At 69.8% G+C, this 21886-nt stretch carries 16 protein-coding genes and 1 other RNA gene; 3 read left to right on the top strand and 14 right to left on the bottom strand.

From position 1 onward, the window contains the following. Positions 1-9: 9 nt before the first annotated feature. The 13 genes from AX744_RS09365 to ffs all read right to left on the bottom strand — a co-directional run bounded on the left by AX744_RS09365 (position 10) and on the right by ffs (position 16346). On the bottom strand, positions 10-1482 hold the full coding sequence (locus AX744_RS09365; RefSeq protein WP_046747908.1) for a malate:quinone oxidoreductase: 1473 nt from the start codon (positions 1480-1482) through the stop codon (positions 10-12). An 82-nt stretch (positions 1483-1564) separates the two neighbouring features. Next, entirely contained in the window at positions 1565-2635 is a 1071-nt protein-coding gene (locus AX744_RS09360; RefSeq protein WP_061016510.1) for an aspartate-semialdehyde dehydrogenase, read from the bottom strand. Between the two features lie 180 nt (positions 2636-2815). Continuing rightward, positions 2816-4096 carry an aspartate kinase gene (locus AX744_RS09355; protein WP_046747949.1) on the bottom strand — a complete coding sequence of 427 codons (1281 nt, stop codon included), beginning with the start codon at positions 4094-4096 and terminating at the stop codon, positions 2816-2818. Between the two features lie 105 nt (positions 4097-4201). After that, positions 4202-5119: a DMT family transporter gene (locus tag AX744_RS09350; protein ID WP_061016509.1), complete on the bottom strand. Its 918-nt coding sequence runs from the start codon at positions 5117-5119 to the stop codon at positions 4202-4204. Then, the gene (gene recR / locus AX744_RS09345; protein ID WP_046747905.1) at positions 5116-5709 is read right to left on the bottom strand and encodes a recombination mediator RecR; all 594 of its coding nucleotides are present in this window, start codon (positions 5707-5709) and stop codon (positions 5116-5118) included. Before recR ends, AX744_RS09350 begins: the two co-directional genes overlap by 4 nt. After that, positions 5709-8048: a DNA polymerase III subunit gamma and tau gene (locus AX744_RS09340; RefSeq protein WP_197429202.1), complete on the bottom strand. Its 2340-nt coding sequence runs from the start codon at positions 8046-8048 to the stop codon at positions 5709-5711. The genes recR and AX744_RS09340 overlap by 1 nt, the downstream gene beginning before the upstream one ends. A gap of 45 nt (positions 8049-8093) precedes the next feature. Next, positions 8094-10601 (bottom strand): glycoside hydrolase family 65 protein, encoded by a 2508-nt coding sequence (locus AX744_RS09335; RefSeq protein ID WP_061016505.1) that lies wholly within the window; start codon positions 10599-10601, stop codon positions 8094-8096. Beyond that, positions 10598-11356 carry an HAD-IA family hydrolase gene (locus AX744_RS09330; protein WP_061016504.1) on the bottom strand — a complete coding sequence of 253 codons (759 nt, stop codon included), beginning with the start codon at positions 11354-11356 and terminating at the stop codon, positions 10598-10600. The genes AX744_RS09335 and AX744_RS09330 overlap by 4 nt, the downstream gene beginning before the upstream one ends. A 100-nt stretch (positions 11357-11456) precedes the next feature. Beyond that, complete coding sequence (locus AX744_RS09325) at positions 11457-12677, bottom strand: acetate/propionate family kinase (protein ID WP_061016502.1); 1221 nt, start codon at positions 12675-12677, stop codon at positions 11457-11459. Beyond that, positions 12674-14818, bottom strand: coding sequence for a phosphate acetyltransferase (gene pta / locus AX744_RS09320; protein WP_061016500.1), 2145 nt, complete (start codon positions 14816-14818; stop codon positions 12674-12676). Before pta ends, AX744_RS09325 begins: the two co-directional genes overlap by 4 nt. A 64-nt stretch (positions 14819-14882) precedes the next feature. Beyond that, entirely contained in the window at positions 14883-15575 is a 693-nt protein-coding gene (locus tag AX744_RS09315; RefSeq protein ID WP_061016498.1) for a hypothetical protein, read from the bottom strand. Further along, positions 15572-16180: a rhomboid family intramembrane serine protease gene (locus AX744_RS09310; protein ID WP_061016496.1), complete on the bottom strand. Its 609-nt coding sequence runs from the start codon at positions 16178-16180 to the stop codon at positions 15572-15574. The genes AX744_RS09315 and AX744_RS09310 overlap by 4 nt, the downstream gene beginning before the upstream one ends. A gap of 69 nt (positions 16181-16249) precedes the next feature. Continuing rightward, an RNA gene (gene ffs / locus AX744_RS09305) (signal recognition particle sRNA small type) lies at positions 16250-16346 on the bottom strand. Positions 16347-16504: 158 nt separating this feature from the next. Between ffs and AX744_RS09300 the strand changes: the two genes are divergently transcribed. The 3 genes from AX744_RS09300 to AX744_RS09290 are packed head-to-tail and all read left to right on the top strand — an operon-like array spanning position 16505 to position 20952. Next, positions 16505-17494 carry an AAA family ATPase gene (locus tag AX744_RS09300; RefSeq protein WP_061016494.1) on the top strand — a complete coding sequence of 330 codons (990 nt, stop codon included), beginning with the start codon at positions 16505-16507 and terminating at the stop codon, positions 17492-17494. Between the two features lie 10 nt (positions 17495-17504). Continuing rightward, positions 17505-18695 (top strand): DUF58 domain-containing protein, encoded by a 1191-nt coding sequence (locus AX744_RS09295; protein WP_058632103.1) that lies wholly within the window; start codon positions 17505-17507, stop codon positions 18693-18695. Further along, on the top strand, positions 18682-20952 hold the full coding sequence (locus AX744_RS09290; RefSeq protein ID WP_061016492.1) for a transglutaminase family protein: 2271 nt from the start codon (positions 18682-18684) through the stop codon (positions 20950-20952). The genes AX744_RS09295 and AX744_RS09290 overlap by 14 nt, the downstream gene beginning before the upstream one ends. A 22-nt stretch (positions 20953-20974) precedes the next feature. On the opposite strand, the gene trhO is transcribed toward AX744_RS09290, so the two are convergent. Then, positions 20975-21865 (bottom strand): oxygen-dependent tRNA uridine(34) hydroxylase TrhO, encoded by an 891-nt coding sequence (gene trhO / locus AX744_RS09285; protein WP_061016490.1) that lies wholly within the window; start codon positions 21863-21865, stop codon positions 20975-20977. Positions 21866-21886 lie beyond the last annotated feature (21 nt).

Raw genomic sequence — 21886 nt, 5'->3', positions numbered from 1 at the left:
GGGACGATCTCAGACGTTGATGCCGAGGACGGCTGCCGTGGCTTCGGTCGACTTCTCCGCGAGCTCCGGGTTCTCGTTCAGCTTCTCACCGAATGTGGGGATCAGGGCACGCAGCTCCGGCTCCCACCCCGGGTACTCGGCCGGGAAGCACTTCTTGAGCAGGTCGAGCATGATCGGGACGGCGGTGGATGCTCCGGGCGACGCCCCCAGCAGGCCCGCGATGGAACCGTCGGCCGCCGCGACGACCTCGGTGCCGAACTGCAGGATGCCACCCTTCTTCGGGTCCTTCTTCATCACCTGGGCGCGCTGACCGGCATCGATGAGGGTCCAGTCCTCATCCTTGGCCGTGGGCATGAAGGTGCGGAGGCTGTCGACCTTCTTGGCGTGGTTCTTCAGCAGCTCGCTCACGAGATACGTGATGAGGTCGGGGTTCTTCACCGCGACCTGCAGCATCGGCAGCAGATTGTGCGCACGCACCTGGGTGACGATGTCGAGCATCGAGCCGTTCTTCAGGAACTTCGGGCTGAAGGTCGCGAACGGTCCGAACATGAGCGAGGCCTCGCCATCGACGACACGGGTGTCGAGGTGCGGGACCGACATGGGCGGAGCGCCGACCGACGCCTGCGAGTACACCTTCGCCTTGTGCTGAGCGACGATGGTCGGGTTCGTGGTCTTGAGGAACTGCCCGCCGATCGGGAAGACGCCGTAGCCCTTGATCTCGGGGATGCCGGAATTCTGCAGCAGCTTGAGCGCCCAGCCACCCGCACCGACGAACACGAAGCGGGCCCTGACCTCGCTCGGGGTGTGACCGATGCTGTTGCGGTACTTGACCAGCCAGGTTCCGTCCTTCTGCTTCTTCAGGCTGCGCACCTCGTGATTCGTGCGCAACGACACGCCAGCGTCGGTCAGGTGGTCGAAGAGCTGGTGCGTGAGGGAGCCGAAGTCGACATCGGTACCGGCGGGCACACGCGTCGCAGCGAAGGGCTCGCCCTTCCGCCGCTGCTGCATGAGCAGCGGCGCCCACTTGTTGATGACGCGAGAGTCCTCGCTGTACTCGATGCCCGCGAACAGCGGCTGCTTCTTCAGCACCTCGTAGCGGTTCTTGAGGTAGGCGACGTCCTTCTCGCCCCGCACGAACGTCATGTGCGGTGTCGCGTTGATGAAGGTCGACGGCTCGTCGAGCACGCCCCGCTCCACCAGAGACGACCAGAACTGACGGCTCTGCTGGAACTGCTCGTTGATCGACACCGCCTTGGCGGGGTCGAGGGGAGCGTCGCCCTGCTGGGGCATGTAGTTCAGCTCGCACAGGGCGGCGTGGCCCGTGCCGGCGTTGTTCCACGGGTTGGAGCTCTCCTGAGCCACCTCGGAGAGTCGCTCGAAGGCGACGATCTTCCACTCCGGCTGCAGCTCGTGCAGGAGAGTACCCAGGGTGGCGCTCATGATGCCACCGCCGATCAGGACGACATCGACGTTTTCAGTCACCGAGCCAGTCTAGTTCGCGGGCGCGCTGCCGCCGACCATGCGGCGGGTTCCACCAGACCGCTTCCACATGACGGGGATGCAGTCAGGCTATGACCGCCAGGCGCTCGGCCAGGATCTCGGCGATCTGCACCGCGTTCAGCGCGGCACCCTTGCGCAGGTTGTCGTTGCTCAGGAACAGCACGAGCCCCTTGCCCTCGGGGGCGGACTGGTCGGCACGGATGCGACCCACGAAGCTCGGGTCCTGCCCCGCAGCCTGCAGCGGCGTCGGCACCTCGTCGAGCACGACGCCGGGCGCAGCGCTCAAGACCTCGCGTGCACGCTCGGGCGTGATGTCGTCGGCGAACTCGACGTTGATCGACAGCGAGTGCCCGGTGAAGACCGGTACGCGCACGCAGGTGCCGGCGACGCGAAGATCGGGGAGTTCGAGGATCTTGCGGCTCTCGTTGCGGAGCTTCTTCTCCTCGTCCGTCTCGTTGTCGCCATCCTCGACGAGGTTGCCGGCGAACGGGATGACATCGAACGCGATGGGCGCGATGTACTTCTCCGGCTCGGGGAAGTCGACCGCGGATCCGTCGTGCACGAGGCGCAGGGTGTCGCCCTGGGCCAGCACTCCCTCGACCTGACCGAGGAGCTCCTGGGCACCGGCGAGACCGGACCCGGAGACGGCCTGGTAGGTGGAGACGATCAGACGCTCGAGACCGGCCTCCGCGTGCAGCGCCTTCAGCACGGGCATCGCGGCCATCGTGGTGCAGTTCGGGTTCGCGATGATGCCCTTGGGGCGCTCGTCGATCGCGTGCGGGTTGACCTCGCTGACCACGAGCGGCACCTCGGGGTCCATGCGCCAGGCGCTGGAGTTGTCGACGACCACGGCGCCGGCTGCGGCGAATCGGGGTGCGTAGGCACGGCTCGCCGTGGCACCGGCCGAGAACAGGGCGATATCGATCCCCGCAGCGTCCGCGGTCTCAACGTCTTCCACGATGACGGTGGCGCCGCCGAACTCGATCGCCGTGCCGGCAGAGCGCGCGGACGAGAACAGCCGCAGATCGCGGATCGGGAACGACCGCTCGGCGAGAATCTCGCGCATCACGGTGCCCACCTGGCCGGTGGCGCCGACGATGGCGACGGAGAGTCCTGAATCGGAGATGCGGGTCATGATGTTCCTTGGCGTCGTGCGGTACTGCGTACGAGGCTTCGGGCGCGGCGTCGGGGTGCTGAGGCTGCGCCTGGCGCCGGTGTCAGGGTTGCGGTGAGTCTACCGCGACCGGAAGGAGTGCCGGCTCTCCGCTCCCCGCACTCGAGTCGTCGGCAGGAAAACGAGGGGGAACGGCAGAGATCAGCGGCCGGTGCCGGCGTGGACCGTGGCCTCGGCGTCGCCGTCGAGCCCATAGGCGGTGTGCACGGTGCGAGCGGCCTCGGTGAGGTCGGTGTCGCGGAGCACCACGGAGATGCGGATCTCGGAGGTCGAGATCATCTCGATGTTGATTCCTCCGGCGGAGAGCGCCTCGAAGAGCGTCGCGGAGACGCCCGAGTGCGTGCGCATGCCCGCCCCGACGACCGAGAGCTTGCCGATCTGGTCGTCGTGGATCAGGTTCTGGAACCCGACCTCGGTCTGCTCCCCCGCGAGGGCCTTGAGGGCACCGGCGGCATCCGCCTTCGGCACAGTGAAGGAGATGTCGGTGCGTCCGGTCGCCGACACGTTCTGCACGATCATGTCGACGTTGGCGCCCGACTTCGCGACGATCTTGAAGATCTCGGCGGCCTTGCCCGGCACGTCGGGCACGCCCGCGACCGTGATCTTGGCCTGGCTGAAGTCGGTGGCGACGCCGGCGACGATCGGTTCTTCCATGACTGCTCCCTCGGCTTCGCGAGGGTTCTTCATGCCCTCGCCCAGAACGTACGTGCCCTCGGACGACGAGAAGGTCGACCGGGCGTGAATGAGGACCCCGTGGCGGCGTGCGTACTCGACGGCGCGGATGTACAGCACCTTGGCCCCGTTGGCTGCGAGCTCGAGCATCTCCTCGCTCGAGACGTGGTCGAGCTTCTGCGCCTTCGGGATCACACGCGGATCGGCGGTGAAGATGCCGTCGACGTCGCTGTAGATCTCGCACACGTCGGCGTCGAGCGCGGCGGCGAGCGCGACGGCGGTGGTGTCGGATCCTCCACGACCGAGGGTCGTGATGTCGCGGGTGTCGCGGTTGAAGCCCTGGAACCCGGCCACGATCACGATCGCCCCTTCGTCGAGGGCTTCACGCAGGCGCACCGGCGTCACGTCGACGATGCGGGCGGCACCGTGCTGCGAGTCGGTGATCATGCCCGCCTGGCTGCCGGTGAAGGAGCGCGCCTCGAAGCCCATCGAGTGGATCGCCATGGCCAGCAGCGCCATCGAGATGCGCTCTCCGCTGGAGAGCAGCATGTCCAGCTCGCGCGGAGCAGGGATCGGTGCGACCTCGTTCGCGAGGTCGAGCAGCTCGTCGGTGGTGTCGCCCATGGCGCTCACGGCGACCACGACGTCGTGTCCTGCGCGACGCGTGTCGACGATGCGCTTGGCGACGCGCTTGATGCTCTCTGCGTCGGCGACGGATGAGCCGCCGTACTTCTGCACGATGAGGGCCACGATCACTCCCTGGGATGATGGGCGGATCCGCCCACGCTCATTCTACGATCGGCGCGCATGCCCCGCCGCGCATGTGACGCCTGCCGGGTGCGCGGCGAGCAGGCGTCAGAGCGAGGGCGGGAGCGCCTGGGGCGAGACCGGACGGAGGCGGCCGCCGGTGGCAGCGAACCAGCATCCGACGATGATCAGCGGGAAGCCGAGCAGCAGACCGGGAGTCAGGGGTTCGGCGAGGACGATGGCACCGAGGATGATCGCGACCACCGGATTCATGTAGGTGAACAGCGGGGCGCGCACCGGTCCGACCTCACGGATGAGCGCGAAGAACGCCAGGAACGCCACCGCCGTGCAGATCACTGCGAGTGCGAGAAGCGCGGCGATCGACGGCAGCGTGGGCACCTCGTGCTGGGTGAGCGCTCCGATCGGCAGATAGAAGATCCCGATCATCAGCAGGGACAGGGTGATGGTGCCGAGCGAGGGGACGTCGTTGAGCTTGCGCGCCACGATGAACGGCGCGATCGCGTACAGCACGGCGACCAGGAGCACCTCACCAGCGGCGAGAAGGCTGACCTCGCCGCCGAAGAGTCCAGGACCGGCGACCACGACCGCCACGCCGACGAAGCCGACCAGCAGTCCGATGCCGCGGGCGGGCCTCAGCACTCCGCGGTCACCGCCGCCCAGGGCGATCAGGGCGGCGAACAGCGGCACCGTCGCCACGAGCAGACCGGTCATGCCCGAGGGCAGCGTCATCTCGGCATGCCCGAGCAGCACGAAAGGCCCTGCCATCTCGACGGCACCGAAGGCGAGCACCCAGGGCCAGTGCTTCAGAGCGGCTCGCAGCGCTCCGCTGCGGATCGCGAAGGGCAGCAGCAGGAGAGCCGCGATGAGAGTGCGCCCCGCCACGATCGCCGGCGGGGAGAACGACTCGACCGCGACGCTGATGAACAGATACGGCACTCCCCACAGCAGCGCCATGGCCCCGAAGAGGAGCCAGCCGCGCCGCGAGAAGCCCGCGTTCGGGCTCACAGGATGCGCCGGCCCTCGAAGGCACGACCGAGGGTGACCTCGTCGGCGTACTCGAGGTCTCCGCCGACGGGCAGCCCGGAAGCGAGGCGGGAGACCGTGATCTGCATCGTCGTGAGCAGACGGCTGAGGTAGCTCGCGGTCGCCTCCCCCTCGAGGTTCGGGTTGGTGGCGAGGATGACCTCCTGCACCGTGCCGTCGGCGAGGCGTGTCATCAGCTGGGCGATGCGCAGATCGTCCGGACCGATGCCGGCGATGGGGCTGATCGCTCCGCCGAGCACGTGGTAGAGCCCGCGGAACTCCCTGGTGCGCTCGATCGCCGCGACGTCTTTCGCGTCTTCGACCACGCAGATCAGCGCCTGACTGCGGCGCGGATCGCGGCAGATGGCGCAGCGCTCCTGCTCGGCGACGTTGCCGCAGACCTCGCAGAACCGCACGCGGGTACGGATCTCGCCGAGCAGCTCGGCGAGACGCGCGACATCGAACGTCGGCGTCTGCAGGATATGGAATGCGATGCGCTGGGCGGACTTGGGCCCGATACCGGGAAGCCGTCCGAACTCGTCGATCAGCTCTTGGACGATGCCGTCATACATCAGGAGAACCTCGTCGGGGGCTCGTAGGGCTCTTCGCGCACGAACGTCGCGCCGAGCACCTGGCGGATCACGGCCTCACCGTAGCGCTGCACTCCCCCGGCGGAGGGCTGGCGCTCGACGACGACCGGCGGGGCGGCGGCGGCGACAGCGGTGCGCTGCGTCTGCGGCGCGGACCGCGCAGGAGACGCCTGCTGCGGGAGCGGCGACTCTGCGGGCGGCTCGTACGAAGGGTCGTACGGCGGCTCATCGTCGAAGGCCGGAGCCTCGTCATCGCCGGGCAGCGGGGGCTCGTCTCGGTCCACGGCACCGTCGGAGGGGGGCGCGGGAGCCGAAGCGGCAGCCTCGACCTCTTCGGGCTCGTCGTCGACGGCGAGGGGCGCCGTCGGAACTGGAGCCTGGTTCACCGGCCGCTCGGTCGCGGTCGGGATCGGCGCGACAGCCCATTCCGTCACCGCCGAGGCGGAGGCGCTGCGGGACTGCGGACGGGGGGAACCCGCTGACGCAGGCTCCGATGCGGGAGCGGCATCCGCCGGCGTCGACGCCCCTGACGGCGAGGGCTGACGCGGAGCACCTCCCGCCGGCATGGGAGCCGGCAGGTACTTCACGCGCACGCCGAGCTCGTTCTCGATCGCCGACCGCAGGTGATCGGAGGGACCGGAGCCAGGGGTCGTGCCCTTGAACTTCGCCACATCGTGCTGGCTGGTGAACCCGAGGGTCAACACCTCGGTCTCGGTGACGTAGGCAAGCGGCTGCACGGCCGTGGCCAGCAACCAGGACGTGCGGCTGATGCTCTCGAGACGCGTGAGCACCGCCGGCCACGCTGCACGGATCCGCTCGAAGGTGACCGGCCCCTGCGGTGCGGCGACCTCGGGGGCTGCTGCTTCGGGAGCGACGCCGGCGGTCTCGTCTGCGCCTCGCGCGCCTTCTCCCTGCTCGTCTGCCGGGCGCTGATCGGCGGGGGCGGACTCCGCCGCGGTGGGCGCCGGTGCCGCGGGCTCCGCTGCAGCGGCGGCGGGCGCCCCCGAAGGAGCGGCGGACGGAACCGATGCAGAAGCCGCCGGAGCTGGGGCTGCCGGGGGTGCAGACGGTGCTACCGCTGCCGGGGCCGGAGTTGCCGGGGCCGGAGCTGCCGGGGCTGCCGCGGCCGGAGCAGCAGTCGGACGGGCCGAAGCCGTGGCCGCGCGCTCGCCTCCAGCCACGGGCGCCGACGCGGCGGTGTCGGTCGCTCCGGCGAGGACGCGCGCGACCATGAGCTCGAGGTGCAGCCGTGGCGAGGTGGCACCGGACATGTCGTCGAGGGCGGCGCTGACCACATCGGCCGTGCGCGAGAGCCTGGCGGAGCCGAATGCGTCGGCCTGAGCCCGCATGCGCTCCAGGTCGTCTTCCGCGACCCCGCGCAGGACGGCGGAGGCTCCGGGCCCGACCGCCGCGATCACGATGAGGTCGCGCAGACGCTCGAGCAGGTCGTCGACGAAGCGGCGAGGGTCCTGGCCGGTCTGCACCACACGGTCGATCGCGGGGAAGGCTGATGCGGCGTCGCCGGCCGCGAGCGCGTCGACGATCTCGTCGAGCAGCGCAGCGTGCGTGTATCCGAGCAGGGCGACAGCGCGCGCGTAGCCCACCGTGACCGTCTCGGACCCGGCCGGAGCGTCCGACCCGGCGATCAGCTGGTCGAGGAGCGAGAGGGTGTCACGCGGCGAACCGCCACCCGCGCGGACCACGAGCGGGAGCACACCCTGCTCGACGATCACGCCCTCCTCGGCGCACAGCTTGGCGACGTACTCGAGCATCGCGGCAGGCGGCACGAGTCGGAACGGATAGTGGTGGGTGCGCGAGCGGATGGTGCCGAGCACCTTCTCGGGCTCGGTGGTCGCGAAGATGAACTTGACGTGCTCCGGCGGCTCTTCGACGAGCTTCAGCAGCGCGTTGAACCCCTGGGGCGTCACCATGTGCGCCTCGTCGAGGATGAAGATCTTGTAGCGGTCGCGGCTCGGGGCGAAGGTGGCCCGCTCACGCAGGTCGCGCGCGTCGTCGACGCCGTTGTGGCTCGCGGCGTCGATCTCGACCACGTCGAGCGATCCACCGCCGGCGCGCGACAGCTCGACGCAGCTCGGGCACACTCCGCAGGGCACGTCGGTAGGCCCCTCGGCGCAGTTCAGGCACCGCGCCAGGATGCGCGCAGACGTCGTCTTCCCGCACCCGCGAGGACCGGAGAACAGGTAGGCGTGGCCGACCCGGTCGCCTCGCAGCGCCGTCATCAGCGGATCGGTCACCTGGGACTGCCCGATCATCTCGCCGAATGCTTCGGGGCGGTAGCGGCGGTAGAGGGCTGTGGTCACCACAACAGCCTACGGCGTGCCACCGACCTTCGGCGGGCCGAGCGGTCAGTCGATCGGTTCGATCACCGGGATCGCCGTGGTGATCACGGGAACGGACGCCGACATGCGCGTCCCGTCCTCGCGTCGGGCGTCGGCGAACTGCCGGAGGGTCGGCCGTCCGGGGATCAGCGGACCCTGATCGGCGAGCGGCACGACGACCTCATCCTCCACCGTCGCGATGTAGGCCGTGTCCCGCACGCTGAAGGGCACGGGCGGCCCGTTGCGCACTTCCACGCGGAGCTCGTCCTTCGTCACCGTCACCCTCAAGGTCGACCCCTGCCACTGCAGCGGGAACGACAGCGACGGCCATCCGGCAGGGAGCCTCGGGTCGAAGCTGAGGTCGCCGGCATAGTCGCGCATACCGCCGAAACCGCACACCAGCGCTGTCCACACCCCGCCCGCCGACGCCACGTGCACGCCGTCAGCCGCGTTGTGGTGCAGGTCGTGCAGGTCGACGAACAGCGACTGCTCGAAGTACTTCTGCGCGAGGTCCTGGTACCCCACCTCGGCCGCCAGGATCGACTGCACGACGGCCGACAGCGTCGAGTCGCCGGTGGTCAGCGGGTCGTAGTAGTCGAAGTCGGCCTTCTTCTCCTCCGGCGTGAAGTGATTGCCCTGCAGGAACAGCGCGAGCACGACATCCGCCTGCTTGAGCACCTGGAACCGGTAGATCACCAGAGGGTGGAAGTGCAGCAGGAGCGGACGCTGTTCGGCCGGGGTGTTGGCGAGGTCCCAGACCTCGCGCTCGAGGAACAGCGAGTCCTGCGGGTGGATGCCGAGCCCCTCGCTGTAGGGGATGTACATCGCCTCGGCCGCGCGGTCCCAGGCCTCGGCCTCTCCTGGTCCGAGTCCCGTGCGATCGACGAGCTTCACGTAGTCCTCGGGATAGCTCTCGCGGATCTCGCGCACGACCTTGGCCGCGTAGCGGAGGTTGTAGCGCGCCATGACGTTCGTGTACAGGTTGTCGTTGACGACCGTCGTGTACTCGTCAGGGCCGGTGACGCCATGGATGTGGAACGTGTCGATCCCGTCGCCCGCCCCGGTCTCCTCGACCAGACGCGAAGCACGCCAGAACCCGAGCGTCGCCCACAGCCGCGCGGTCTCGATCGCGATGTCCGCGCCCTCGCGGCGCAGGAACTCCTCGTCCCCGGTGGCACGCACGTACTTGCCGAGCGCGAAGCTGATGTCGGCGTTGATGTGGTACTGCGCGGTGCCGGCGGCGTAGTAGGCGGAGGCCTCCTCGCCGTTGATCGTGCGCCACGGGAACAGGGCTCCTGCCTCGTTGAGCTGGGCCGCCCTGCGCCGTGCGGCCGGCAGCATCCCCACCCGTGCGCGGAGGGCGTTGTAAGCCCACCGGGGCGACGTGTAGGTGAGGAAGGGGAGCACGTAGATCTCGGTGTCCCAGAAGTAGTGGCCGCTGTATCCCGAACCCGAGACGCCCTTGGCCGGCACTCCGGCGCCGTCGGCGCGCGCCGATGCCTGAGCGAGCTGGAAGAGGCACCAGCGGGTGGCCTGCTGCAGGTCGTCCCTTCCTCCGATCTGCACGTCGCTGCGGTCCCAGAACGCGTCCAGCCACTCCCTCTGACGACGGAACACCGTCTCGACGCCCTCGTCCGCAGCCCGATCGAGCGTGCGCCGGCACCGGCCGACCAGCTCCCTCGGGGGCACGCCACGCGACGTGTGGTAGCTGACGAGCTTGGTCACGGTGATCGGCACACCGGCCTTCGCCTGCACGCGGAAGACGTTCTTCGCGATGTCGGGCTCGACGAGCGTGCGGGCGTTGAACTCGTTCTCGGTCTCCACCACGTGGTCGGCGACCACCGCGACCGTCATCCCCGAATCGGCGACGCGGTAGGAGAGCGCAGAGCGCAGCCCGTCCTGCCAGTGCTCGGCGGGCTCCAGCACGCGATCGGCGATCTTCTCGGCCTTGCGGGGGTCGAACGCCGCGGCCTTGGTGCCGATCGGCGTACCGGCGTAGACACCGGCGCCGTCCTGCCTGTTCAGCAGCTGGCAGCTGATCGTGACCGGCGCATCCGCGTTCTCGACCACCACCTCGAGTCGCAGTACCGCGAGGTGGCGCTCCTCGAAGCTCACGATCCGCTCGTCACGCATCCGCACCCGCTTGCCCGACGGCGTCTCCCACACGACGAAGCGCTCGAGCACGCCGGTGCGCAGGTCGAGGGTGCGACGGTACTCGCGCACGTCGGCGTCGTCGAGCGAGATCGGCTCGTCGTCGACGTACACCCGCATGACCTTGGCATCCGGTGCGTTGACGATCGTCTGCCCGACCTCGGCGAAGCCGTAGGCCTGTTCGGCATGGCGGATCGGCCACGTCTCGTGCAGCCCGTTGATGAAGGTGCCGTGCTCCTGGGCGCCGCGACCCTCGATGTGGTTGCCGCGCAGACCCAGGTAGCCGTTGCCGACCGAGAACAGCGTCTCGCCGACGCCTTCCTCCGAGTAATGCGTGTCGATCAGACGCCACGGGTCGACGGGGAAGCGGTCGCGATCGATCATGCGGACTCCGGGGTCTCGGTGCGGGAGGCGGGAAGGAAGACGGCGAGGTCGTCGACGACGACGGTCGCACCGGCGGCCCGGAGGGCGTCTGCGCCCGTGCCCCGGTCGACGCCGACGACGGTCGCGAAACCGGCTGCGGCGGCGGAAGCGGCGCCGGACGTGGCGTCTTCGACGGCTACGGCGCGGGCCGGGTCGACGCCGAGGACGGCGGCACCGGCGGCGAACATGTCGGCTGCGGGCTTGGAGGCCAGACCATCGCGCTCGGCGACGACGCCATCGACCACGATGCGGAAGAAGGAGCGGATGCCGGCGGCGCCGAGGACCTCTTCGGCGTTCTTGGAGCTCGAGACCACCCCGAGCGGGATGCCGGCCTCGTGCAGAGCCTCGACGAGGGCGAGCGAGCCGGGATACGCGGCGATGCCCTGACCGCGCAGCGATGCGGCGAACGCGGCGTTCTTACGGTTGCCGATACCGCACACGGTCTCGGCTGAGGGGTCGTCGTCGACGTCGCCCCATGGCAGCTCGACGTTGCGACTGCGCATCAGGCTCGCCACGCCGTCGTAGCGCTTCTTGCCGTCGACGTAGTCGTAGTAATCGGCATCGTTGTACGGCGGAGTGATGCCCCATCGGGCGAAGACGTCGTCGAAGACGGCCTTCCACGCACGCATGTGCACCTCGGCCGTGGGGGTCAGCACGCCGTCGAGGTCGAACAGCACGCCGTCAGCGTGGAACAGGTCGGGCAGTGCTTCGGGCACAGAGCCTCCAGGAGAAGGGCGATCGTCGGGCCGGCACCTCTCCGTGCCACTGTGCAAGCGTAATGCGGTGACGCGCCACGGGGTAACCCCCGAGAGCGGATCAGAGCAGCTCGGCCGTCTGCCTGGCGATCTGCAGTTCCTCGTCGGTGGGCACCACCAGCACCGTGACGCGAGACGCATCCGCGGAGATGCGCCGGATGCCCCGCTCGCGCGCCTCGTTCCTCGCCCCGTCGATCTCCACACCGGCGAACCCGAGCGTCGCCATGGCCGCAGCGCGCACCGGGGCCGCGTTCTCGCCCACACCGGCCGTGAAGGCGATGACGTCCACTCCCCCGAGCTGTGCGATATAGGCACCTGCGTACGCACGCAGGCGGTGCACGTAGACGTCGAAGGCGAGGATCGCCGCGTCGTCCTCGGCCTCGACACCGGCGAGGATGTCGCGCATGTCACTGCGCCCCGCGAGGCCGGCGAGCCCGCTGCGGGTGTTGAGCAGGGAATCGAGGTCGTCGATCGACAGGCCGGCGCGGCGCGACAGGTGCACGAGCGCCGCCGGGTCGATGTCTCCGGAGCGTGTGCCCATGACCAGGCCCTCGAGCGGCGTGAGGCCCATCGAGGTCTCCACCGACTTGCCGCCGTCGATCGCGGTCACCGACGCGCCGTTGCCGAGGTGGAACACCAGCTGACGGAGCTCGGAGATGTCGCGGCCGAGGAACGCGGCGGCCGACTCGCTCACGTACTGGTGGCTCGTGCCGTGGAAGCCGTAGCGTCGCACCCGATGCTCCGCGGCGAGCGCGGCGTCGATCGCATAGGTGTAGGCGGCGGGCGGGAGCGTCTGGTGGAAGGCGGTGTCGAACACCGCGACGTGCGGCACCTCGTCGAACACCGCCCGCGCGGCACGGATACCGGCGAGGTTCGCGGGGTTGTGCAGCGGCGCGAGCACCGCGAGCTCGTCGATCTGACGTTCCACGTCGGCGTCGATGAGGGTCGGGGCGTAGAAGCGCGCACCACCGTGGACGACGCGATGCCCGACCGCGACGGGGCGGTGGTCGTCGAGCGAGGGGCCGTGAGCGGCGAACTGCTCTCGCATCACCTCGAACGCCTCAGCGTGGTCGGCGATCGGCCGCTCGCTGCGGAAGGTGGCATCGAGCATCGTCGGCACGGCATCGCCGTCGACGACGGGGCGCACGGTGTGGGCGACCGGGCTGGCCTGCTGACCGATGCGCTCGATCAGTCCGCTCGCGAGCAGGTTCTCCTGCTCGATGTCGATCAGGCTGTACTTCAGTGACGAGGATCCGCTGTTGATGACCAGGATGGCGCTCATGCCGGGTCCTCCGTCTGCTCTGTCGTCCGCTCTGCTCCCTGCGCCTGGATGGCCGTGATCGCCACCGTGTTGACGATATCGGCGACGAGGGCACCACGGGAGAGATCGTTGATGGGCTTGTTGAGGCCCTGCAGCACCGGTCCGATCGCGACGGCGCCGGCCGAGCGCTGCACGGCCTTGTACGTGTTGTTGCCGGTGTTGAGGTCGGGGAACACGAACACGGTCGCCCTGCCCGCCACGGCAGAGTCGGGGAGCTTGGCCTTGGCCACTGCCGCGTCCGCCGCCGCGTCGTACTGGATCGGGCCCTCGACGGGAAGCTCGGGGGCGCGCTCGCGCACGAGAGCCGTGGCCGCGCGCACCTTGTCGACATCGGCACCGGAGCCGGACTCCCCCGTCGAGTACGAGAGCATCGCCACCCGTGGATCGATGCCGAACTGCCGGGCGGTCGTCGCCGACGAGACCGCGATGTCGGCGAGCTGCTCGCTGGTGGGGTCGGGGATCACGGCGCAGTCGCCGTAGACGAGCACGCGGTCGGCGAGCGCCATCAGGAACACGCTGGAGACCACGTTCACACCCGGCTTGGTCTTGATGATCTCGAACGACGGGCGGATCGTGTGCGCCGTGGTGTGCGCGGCGCCGGAGACCATGCCGTCGGCGAGTCCGAGATGCACCATCATGGTGCCGAAGTACGACACGTCGGTCACGGTGTCGGCGGCCTGAGCGATGGTGATCCCCTTGTGCGCCCGCAGCCGTGCGTACTCCGCGGCGAAGCGCTCGACGAGGCCGGGGTCGTTGGGACTGAGCACCTGAGCCGCAGCGATGTCGATCCCCAGCTCGGCCGCCCGACCACGGATGGCCGCCTCGTCGCCGAGGATCGTCAGATCGGCCACCTCTCTCGCCAGCAGCGTCGCCGCGGCGCGGAGGATGCGGTCGTCGTCCCCTTCCGGCAGCACGATGCGACGGCGGTCCGCGCGGGCGCGCTCGATGAGTCCGTACTGGAACATCAGCGGCGTCACCACGTGCGCTTCCGCGAGCCCGAGCTGCTCCGTCAGCTCCGTGATGTCGACGTGGGCCTGGAAGAGGGCGAGCGCACGGTCGTACCGTGTTCGCGAGTCGGCGGAGATGCGTCCTCGAGTGCTCATCACCCGGACCGCCGTGTCGTAGGTGCCCAGATCGGTGGTGATGATCGGCACCGACGACGCGAAGCCGTCGAGCAGCTGCACGATGGGCTCCGGCAGCGGGAACGGTCCGTTCAGGATGATGCCGGCGATGCGCGGGAAGGTGCCGGACGAATCGGCCAGCAGCGCGGCGAGCAGCACCTCGGTACGGTCGGCGGGGATCACCACCACGGCCTCTTCGGTGAGCCGCGGCAGCACATTGACCATCGACATGCCGGCGACGACGATCGTCAGCGCCTCTCGCGTCAGCCGGCCGTCATCGCCTTTGAGCAGGGTGCCGTCGACGGCGGCGAGGATGCCGCGGATCGAGGGCGCGACCAGTGCGCGGTCCTCGGGGATCGCCCACACGGGTGTGCTCTCGGCCGGCAGGGCTGCGTGCACGGCAGCGACGATGTCGTCGAGCGCTGCGGGATCGGCGCGGTTCACGGCGACGGCGAACAGCTCCGCACGCTCCTCCGCGAGCTCGGACAGGGCGAGAGCGGCGATCTGCGCGATCGCCGCGGCCGGACGAGCCGTCGTCGTGCCCAGCTGCTCGGCCTGACGCTGTTGGTCGCGGCCGCTGAGCACGAGCAGCACCGGCGCACCGAGGTTCGCCGCGATCCTGGCGTTGAAGCCGAGCTCGGCGGGACTCGCCACATCGGTGTAGTCGCTGCCGACCACGACCACGGCGTCGCACTGCGCCTCGACGGCCTTGAATCGCGCCACGATCGTCGACAGCGCCGCCTCGGGGTCGGCGCGCACATCGTCGTAGGTGACGCCGATGCAGTCGTCGTAGTCGAGGTTCACCCCGTCGTGGGCGAGCAGGAGCTCCAGGATCTCGTCTCGTTCCGTGACCGACCGGGCGATGGGCCGGAACACGCCGACCCGCGGCGAGACGCGCATCAGGGCATCGAGAGCCCCGAGGGCGATCGTCGACTTGCCGGTATGGCCTTCGGCCGAGGTGATGTAGATGCTCTGCGCCACGGCTTCAGCTTAGGCGCGGCGTCGATGAACGCACCGAGCGTCGCACCGGATCAATTGCCTGGCGTCACCCGCACGGTCCGGACAGGGCGTCGACGACAGCCGTGGCGTCGGCCCCGAACCGGGAGTAGTAGTCGCGGTCGGTGTTGATCTGCACCCGATGGATCGCGTGCGACGGCTCCATCGTCTGCCAGTCGGGGAGCCGTCCGAGCCGCTCGAAGAACAGCGTCGTCGCCGTCGCGGGATCCATCCTCTGCTCGGCGCTGCCCCACCACTCCTGCTGCTGGAACAGTCCGATGCTGGTGGTGCGCGAACCGTCGGGGTTCGTGAATCCGCGCGTCTCCCAGTCGCCGTAGTCGATGTTGCGCAGGCTGCTCTCGCCCATCGCCGTCATCACACCGAGGATCTGCCCGTCCCGTCCGAAGCCGAGCGCCCCCGCCGTGCGGATGATCGTGGCGGCGTTCTCGAGCTGCTCGCCGCTCCAGCCCTCGATCCCCGCCGTGGGGAACGTCTGCGGATCGTCGATGCAGATCGGTGCGGGATCGCGCGCGAGACCGAGCGGGATCAGGACGAAGAGGCCGACGGCCACGATGAGCGCACCGGCGGAAAGCAGAAGGCGCTGCGCGATCTTCCGGCGCCGGAGGCGATTCGCCGCCTGGCGTCGAGCACCGGGCTTGCGCCGGCGCTTCGCGGTTCCTCGCCGCGTCGTCTTCCTCGCCGCCGGCTTGCGCTTCGCCCGCGACGCCGGTGCGGCACTCATACGGGCAGGGCTCCGCGCTCGGCTCTCGGGCGGCGACCGACGAAGGCGGCCACGCCGCCGCCGATGGCGCCGAACAGGTGCCCCTGCCAGGAGATGCCCTCGGCGACACCGAAGACGCCGGCGAACATCGATCCCCCGTACACCCCGATCACGACCACGGCGATCACGGCGTAAAGGATGCGGTGCGCGACGCGGCCGGGGGCGAACACCCGCATGACGACATAGCCGAAGTAACCGAACACCAGCCCCGATGCGCCGACCGTGAGTGTGCCCGGCGCGTTGAACACCCAGGTGCCGATGCCGCCGACGAGCGCGACGACGGCCGTGACGGCCCAGAACCGGCGGGTGCCCTCCACGGCGACGAGGCACCCGAGCACCAGGAACGGCACCGAGTTCGCGATGAGATGCTGCCAGTTCGCGTGCAGGAGTGGCCCGAGCACGATGCCCCCGAGTCCGGAGGCGTCCCAGGAGCGCAACCCGAAGCCGGTGAAGGAGCCGGGGAGGATCGCGTCGGCGAACTGCACGACCCACATGGCGACGAGCAGCAGCACCGGTGAGGCGAATCGGCCGAGCGGGTGCTGCGCCTGAGGCGGGGTGACGGTCACCGGACGATTGTCGCAGGTGCAGCCAGGAGACGACTGAGCGTCGGACGGACCCGCCCGCCCGCCGGAAATGAAAGTGACCCTCCGCGCACCCAGCAGAGCCCGGTTACCCTTGCTGCGTTTCCGCCCTGGGGGAATTGGCCTGGATGCCGCCACGCGGAGAGCCGTCAACCATCCTAACCCGACCGGCGCCGCGTTTCGAACCGCGCTCCCCTGCGCGCCTATCCGGTGCACGCATCCTCAGGGGAACCTGCCAGAGCGGCGCATCGTGCGCAGGGTTACGATCGAGTGACGCGCACCGCAGCGCCGCGATGTGAGAGGGAACGCATGCCAGAGAACGCCCCCCTGATGCCGGTGACGATCGACGCCGAACGCTTCGCCGCGCAGACGTCGGCCATCCTCGGTTCGATCGGCCAGGTCATCGACGGGAAACCGGATGCGGTGCGCAGCGCTCTCGTATGCCTGCTCGCCGAAGGGCACCTGCTCATCGAGGACGTTCCCGGCGTGGGGAAGACGATGCTCGCCAGGGCTCTCGCCGCCAGCGTGGACGCGACGGTGCGACGCATCCAGTTCACCCCGGATCTGCTGCCGGGCGACGTCACGGGCGTCTCGGTCTACAACCCGGTCGACCGCGAGTTCGAGTTCAAGCGCGGTGCCGTGTTCGCGCACATCGTGATCGCCGACGAGATCAACCGCTCCTCCCCCAAGACGCAGTCCGCCCTGCTGGAGGCGATGGAGGAGGGCCAGGTCACGGTCGACGGCTCCACCCACCAGCTCCCCCAGCCGTTCCTGGTCGTCGCGACCCAGAACCCCCTGGAGATGGAGGGCACGTACGCCCTCCCCGAAGCGCAGCGCGATCGGTTCATGATGCGCATCTCGATGGGATACCCCGACGCCGCGGCCGAGGCCCTCATGCTGCGCCAGCGGGACGTGGTGAGCCCGCTCGCCGCCGTCTCGCCCGTCGCCGATGCATCCTCGATAGCGCAGCTCATCGCATGGGCACGGTCCGTGCACGTCGCGCCGGCCCTCGAGGAGTACACGGTCGCCCTCGCGCAGGCGACGCGCAACGACCCGAACCTCCACCTCGGCGCCAGCCCCAGGGCCACGCTGCAGCTGGTCAGGGCGGCGAAGGTGTGGGCGGCGCTCGACGGCCGCGACTACGTGATCCCCGATGACATCACTGCCCTGCTCATCCCGGTCCTCGCGCACCGTCTGCTTCCGGCGCGCGGCGCACATCGCACGGGAGCCCAGCCCGTCGAGGCCGCTCTCACCCAGATCGTCGAGCGGGTGCGCGTACCCGTCGCGACCCGTTCCTGACACACCGATCATGCGACGACGACGAGCCCTCACCGGTCGCGGCGCCGGAGCGCTCGTCGCCGCGCTCTGCTGCATGATCGCCGCGAACCTGCTGGGCACCCGCATCCTGCTGTACCTCGGCGTGCTGCTGGCGGCGGTCACGCTCTTCTCCCTCCTCGCCGTCAGGCTGCCCCGACGATCCGGCACCGTCACGCGGCAGATCTCCACCGATCTGCTGACGGTGTCCGAGACGTCCCGCGTGACCGTGCGCTTCTCGCTGCGCGCGATCCGCGTCCCCCGCGGGCTCTGGCACGATGTGCTCCCCGACGCGGTGTCGGGCGACTCCGGCGGCGAGTATCCTCCGGAGAACGGGCAGCTCAGCTACCTGATCACCGGTGTCAGAAGAGGCGTCTGGCCGTTGGGTCCGCTGATGCTGCGCACCGTCGACCCGTTCGGGCTGGCCCAGCGTGAGCAGGCGTTCGGCGAGACCCGGAGCGTCACCGTGGTGCCAGAGGTGTTCGCCCTCGCCCCGCTCGCCGTGCGGGTCGGGGCGGCCGGGGGGACAGCGCACACCTCATCGACCAGGCTCGGACAGGGCAGTGACAACCTCTCGCCGCGCGGCTACATCCCGGGGGATTCGATGCGGCGCATCCACTGGCGTGCCACGGCACACCGCGGTCAGCTCATGGTTCGCCAGGAAGAGGAGGAGTCCAGCCCCGACGCGGTGGTCGTGCTGGACCGGAGCGGGCGCCGCTGGGATACCCAGGGGAGCGACGTCGATCCTGCCTTCGAATCCGCCGTCTCGCTGTGCGCGTCCGCGGCCGTGCATCTGGCCTCCGAGGGGTACAGCGTCGACGTGATCGACAGCGCAGGCACGCTGCTCGGCGCCCTCCGCGGGCACGAGGACGACCGCGACAGCCTGCTCGCAGCGCTCGCGATGGTCACGCCTCGCGGGGAGAGCCGCGACCTGATGGCACTCATCGGAGGCACGCCTCCCGGACCGCTCGTCTACATCACCGGGCGCCTCGATGAGGAGGACGCCACACTGCTGAGGTCGGCGGGCGCCGCAGCGCCGATGCTGTTCAGCACCGAGCTTCTTCCGGGGGCCACCGAAGCGGCGGCACGTCATGGGTGGACCGTCGCGCCCCTCGGCGAGGACATCTCGGCCGCGTGGGAGGATGCCGTCTCCGCACGGATCGGAGTCGGCGATGTTCCGCGCTGAGCACGCCCCGCCGAGCCCCGCCGCCGTCGAGCGCAGGCCGGCGTTCTGGCACCGCGACCACGACGATCCCCCCGGGGCCGTCGGTCCCGGCGCGCTCGCGGCGACGGCGGCACTCGTGGCCATGTGGCCGTTCACCTCGGTGATCGCACCCGGGGCGTGGTCGTTCACCGTGATCGCGGTCATCGTCGCCGTGGCCGGGTCGGGAATGCTCGCGCGGCACCTGCTGCGTCGCCGGGCTGCCTGGGTGCAGGACCTCGCCACGCTCGCTGTGCAGATCGTGGTCGCCGTCGCCGTGGTGACGCTGCTCATCGCCGGCGATACGGCTCTCTTCGGCATCATCCCGACGTCGGAGACCGCGACGCTGTTCGGCGTGCTGGGCGCCTCCGCGGTCGAAGCGGTCGTGTTCGGGTCCGCTCCTCTGGACCCGTCCCCCGGCCTCGCGGCCGCGATGGGCGTCGGCTTCGCGGTGGTCGCCATCCTGCTCGACCACCTCGTGGCGCACCGGTCGGCCGTGCTGGCGGTGCTCCTGACCGGAGTCGTCGGCGCGGTGCCGATGATCGTCACGCTCGGCGACACCAACGTCGCCTGGTTCGTGCTGTTCGGCGTGATCGCACTGCTGCTGCTCCGCTACACGGCCAGGAAGCATCCCGAGTCCCCTCGCCGTTCGTCGACGTCTCTGGCTGTGGCGGTGGGGGCTGCCGCGCTTGCGACGACCGTGGCCATCGCCCCACTGCTTCCCGTCACCGCGAGCCTCGCCGGCAACGGAACCGGGGTGACCGTGGACGCCTCGCTGCGCCTCGGTGACGATCTGCGACAGCCGAACCCGGTCGAGGTGCTCACGGTGGCCGCCGAGGGCGAGACCGCGCCCTACCTGCGCCTGACCACCCTCTCCCGCTTCGACGGCCGCGTCTGGCAGCCCGACGACAGCGATCTGCAGGCGCAGGACGACGGGTTCGGGCCCCCGGAATGGGCAGAGGACATCGCGACGGAGGAGCAGAACACCTCGATCAGGGTGCTGCGGATGTCGAGCTCCTGGCTACCCGTGCCCTATCCCGCAACCGCCGTGCAGGGCCTCAGCGACGCGTGGCGGATCGCTCCGGACAATCGCACGCTCTACTCCCGGGGCGCGGACGCCGTCGGCAACGACTACACGGTCACCTCCACGCGGCTCATCCCCACCCTCGAACAGATCAGGGCGGTCGATGCCGCGTCGCCGGTGGTCGACCCCGACGCCGAACCGGTCGAGCTGCCGGGCATCATCAGCGAGCTCGCCGACGATGTGACCGCGGCCGCGAGCACCGACTACGACCGGCTCGTCGCGCTGCAGAACTGGTTCCGCTCGCAGTTCACCTATTCACTCGAGACGCCGGTGGAAGAGGGCTTCGACGGGACGGGAGCCGACGCCGTCGCGGAGTTCCTCGACGTCCGTTCCGGATACTGCGTGCATTTCGCCGGGGCGTTCGCTCTGATGGCGGAGAGCCTCGACATGCAGGTGCGCATCGTCGTGGGGTACCTCCCCGGCTCCCTCACCGACGAGAAGCGCGGCAGCGAGTCGGTGTTCTCCGTGACCAGCGACCGGCTGCACTCCTGGCCGGAGGTGCTGTTCCCCGGCATCGGATGGGTGCCCTTCGAGCCCACCGCCTCCCTGGGCGTGCCCACCGCGTTCCGTCCCGGAGCGACGCAGGGCGGCAGCGCCGGAACCCCGTCGACACCCGCTCCGACCACGGCGCCGCAGGCCGAGGAGACGTCCGGTCCGGAGATCGATCGCAACGACGCCGGAGGCGACTCGGCCAGCAGCGACGAGCTGCGTCGCCTCGACCCGACGCCGGTCGTCTTCACTGCGTTCGGCGTCGCCGTGGTGCTCCTGCTTCCTGCGATGATCCGCCTCGTGGAACGCCGCATGCGCCTGAGCAGAGCGCGCCGAGGGGACTCCGCGGCTGCATGGGCCGAGTTGCGGGATACGCTGATCGACCTGCAGATCCCCGTCTCGGACGCCGACACCCCCCGAGTGCGCGCAGCCGGCCTGGTGGCACAGCATCAGATCCCTGCCGAGGCGATGCGGCAGCTCACGGACGCGGTCGAGCGCTCGAACTACGCCCGCGCCGACGAGAGGGCCGACGATCTCGCCGAGCCCGTGGAGGAGGTGCTGACCGGATTGCGTCGGAGCGCCGACCGCAGGACGAGGGTGCAGGCGGTGGTGCTGCCGCGTTCTCTGTACGCTCCGCGAGCCGCCGAGCCGGGCGTGACGACGGCCTGAGCAGTGCCGCGGTGCCGACCGCTCAGGCGGCGTGAGCGGTGCAGCGCACGGCGTCGCAGCCTTCGCAGACCACGAACTGCGATCGACACGACAGATCGGGGCAGTTCGCGGTGCGCTTGGTCGGCGCGCCGCACCCGATGCATTCCCCGATGACGGCTGCGTGGTCGGAGAAGTCGACGGACCCTCGACCATCGAACACGTAGAGCGATCCGTCCCAGAGCCCGTCGTCGCCGAACTTCTCGCCGTATCGGACGATGCCGCCTTCGAGCTGATACACCTCACCGAACCCGCGGGCCGTCATCAGGCTGGACAGCACCTCGCAGCGGATGCCACCTGTGCAGTACGTGACGACGGGCTTGCCCTTCAAATCGTCGTAGACGCCGGAGTCGAGGAGCTCGACGAAGTCCCTGGTGGTCTCCGTGTCGGGCACGATGGCCCCACGGAAGCGCCCGATCTGCGCCTCGAGGGCGTTCCTCCCGTCGAAGAACACCACGTCGTTGCCGCGTTCTTCCACGAGGCCGTGCAACTCCTCCGGGGTCAACCGGGTGCCGCCGCCGACCACACCGTCCTCGTCGACGCGAAGCTCCCCCGGTGCGCCGAACGACACGATCTCGTCACGCACCTTGACGCTGAGCTTCGGGAAGTCGAGGCTGCGACCCTCGGCGTCCAGACCGGTCCCCTCGCTCCATTTGATGTCGGCACCGGCGAACGGGCGGTACGAGCGGAACGAACGCAGCCACTTCTTGAGCGCGGTGATGTCGCCGCCGAGCGTGCCGTTGATGCCGTCCTTCGAGATGAGCAGGCGTCCGCGCAGGCCCAGTGCCTCGCCGAGGTCACGCTGCCAGACGCGGATGGCATCCGGGTCGGCGAGCGGGGTGAACGCGTAGAAGAGGACGATCTTTGGTGTTGCCACCTAGGGATTTTACGTCGTCCG

The organism is Microbacterium sp. CCH5-D1 (assembly GCF_001557335.1).
Classification (GTDB): domain Bacteria; phylum Actinomycetota; class Actinomycetes; order Actinomycetales; family Microbacteriaceae; genus Microbacterium; species Microbacterium oxydans.
The sequence above is the reverse complement of the archived record's forward strand: the minus strand, read 5'-3'. Positions and strand labels throughout refer to the sequence as shown.

Bases quoted from the DNA above. Each gene is read 5' to 3' on its own strand.
- AX744_RS09295 (WP_058632103.1), top strand. From the start codon at position 17,505: ATGCGACGACGACGAGCCCTCACCGGTCGCGGCGCCGGAGCGCTCGTC.
- recR (WP_046747905.1), bottom strand. From the start codon at position 5,709: ATGTATGACGGCATCGTCCAAGAGCTGATCGACGAGTTCGGACGGCTT.
- AX744_RS09290 (WP_061016492.1), top strand. From the start codon at position 18,682: ATGTTCCGCGCTGAGCACGCCCCGCCGAGCCCCGCCGCCGTCGAGCGC.
- AX744_RS09325 (WP_061016502.1), bottom strand. From the start codon at position 12,677: ATGAGCGCCATCCTGGTCATCAACAGCGGATCCTCGTCACTGAAGTAC.
- AX744_RS09335 (WP_061016505.1), bottom strand. From the start codon at position 10,601: ATGATCGATCGCGACCGCTTCCCCGTCGACCCGTGGCGTCTGATCGAC.
- AX744_RS09300 (WP_061016494.1), top strand. From the start codon at position 16,505: ATGCCAGAGAACGCCCCCCTGATGCCGGTGACGATCGACGCCGAACGC.
- AX744_RS09360 (WP_061016510.1), bottom strand. From the start codon at position 2,635: ATGACCCGCATCTCCGATTCAGGACTCTCCGTCGCCATCGTCGGCGCC.
- AX744_RS09315 (WP_061016498.1), bottom strand. From the start codon at position 15,575: ATGAGTGCCGCACCGGCGTCGCGGGCGAAGCGCAAGCCGGCGGCGAGG.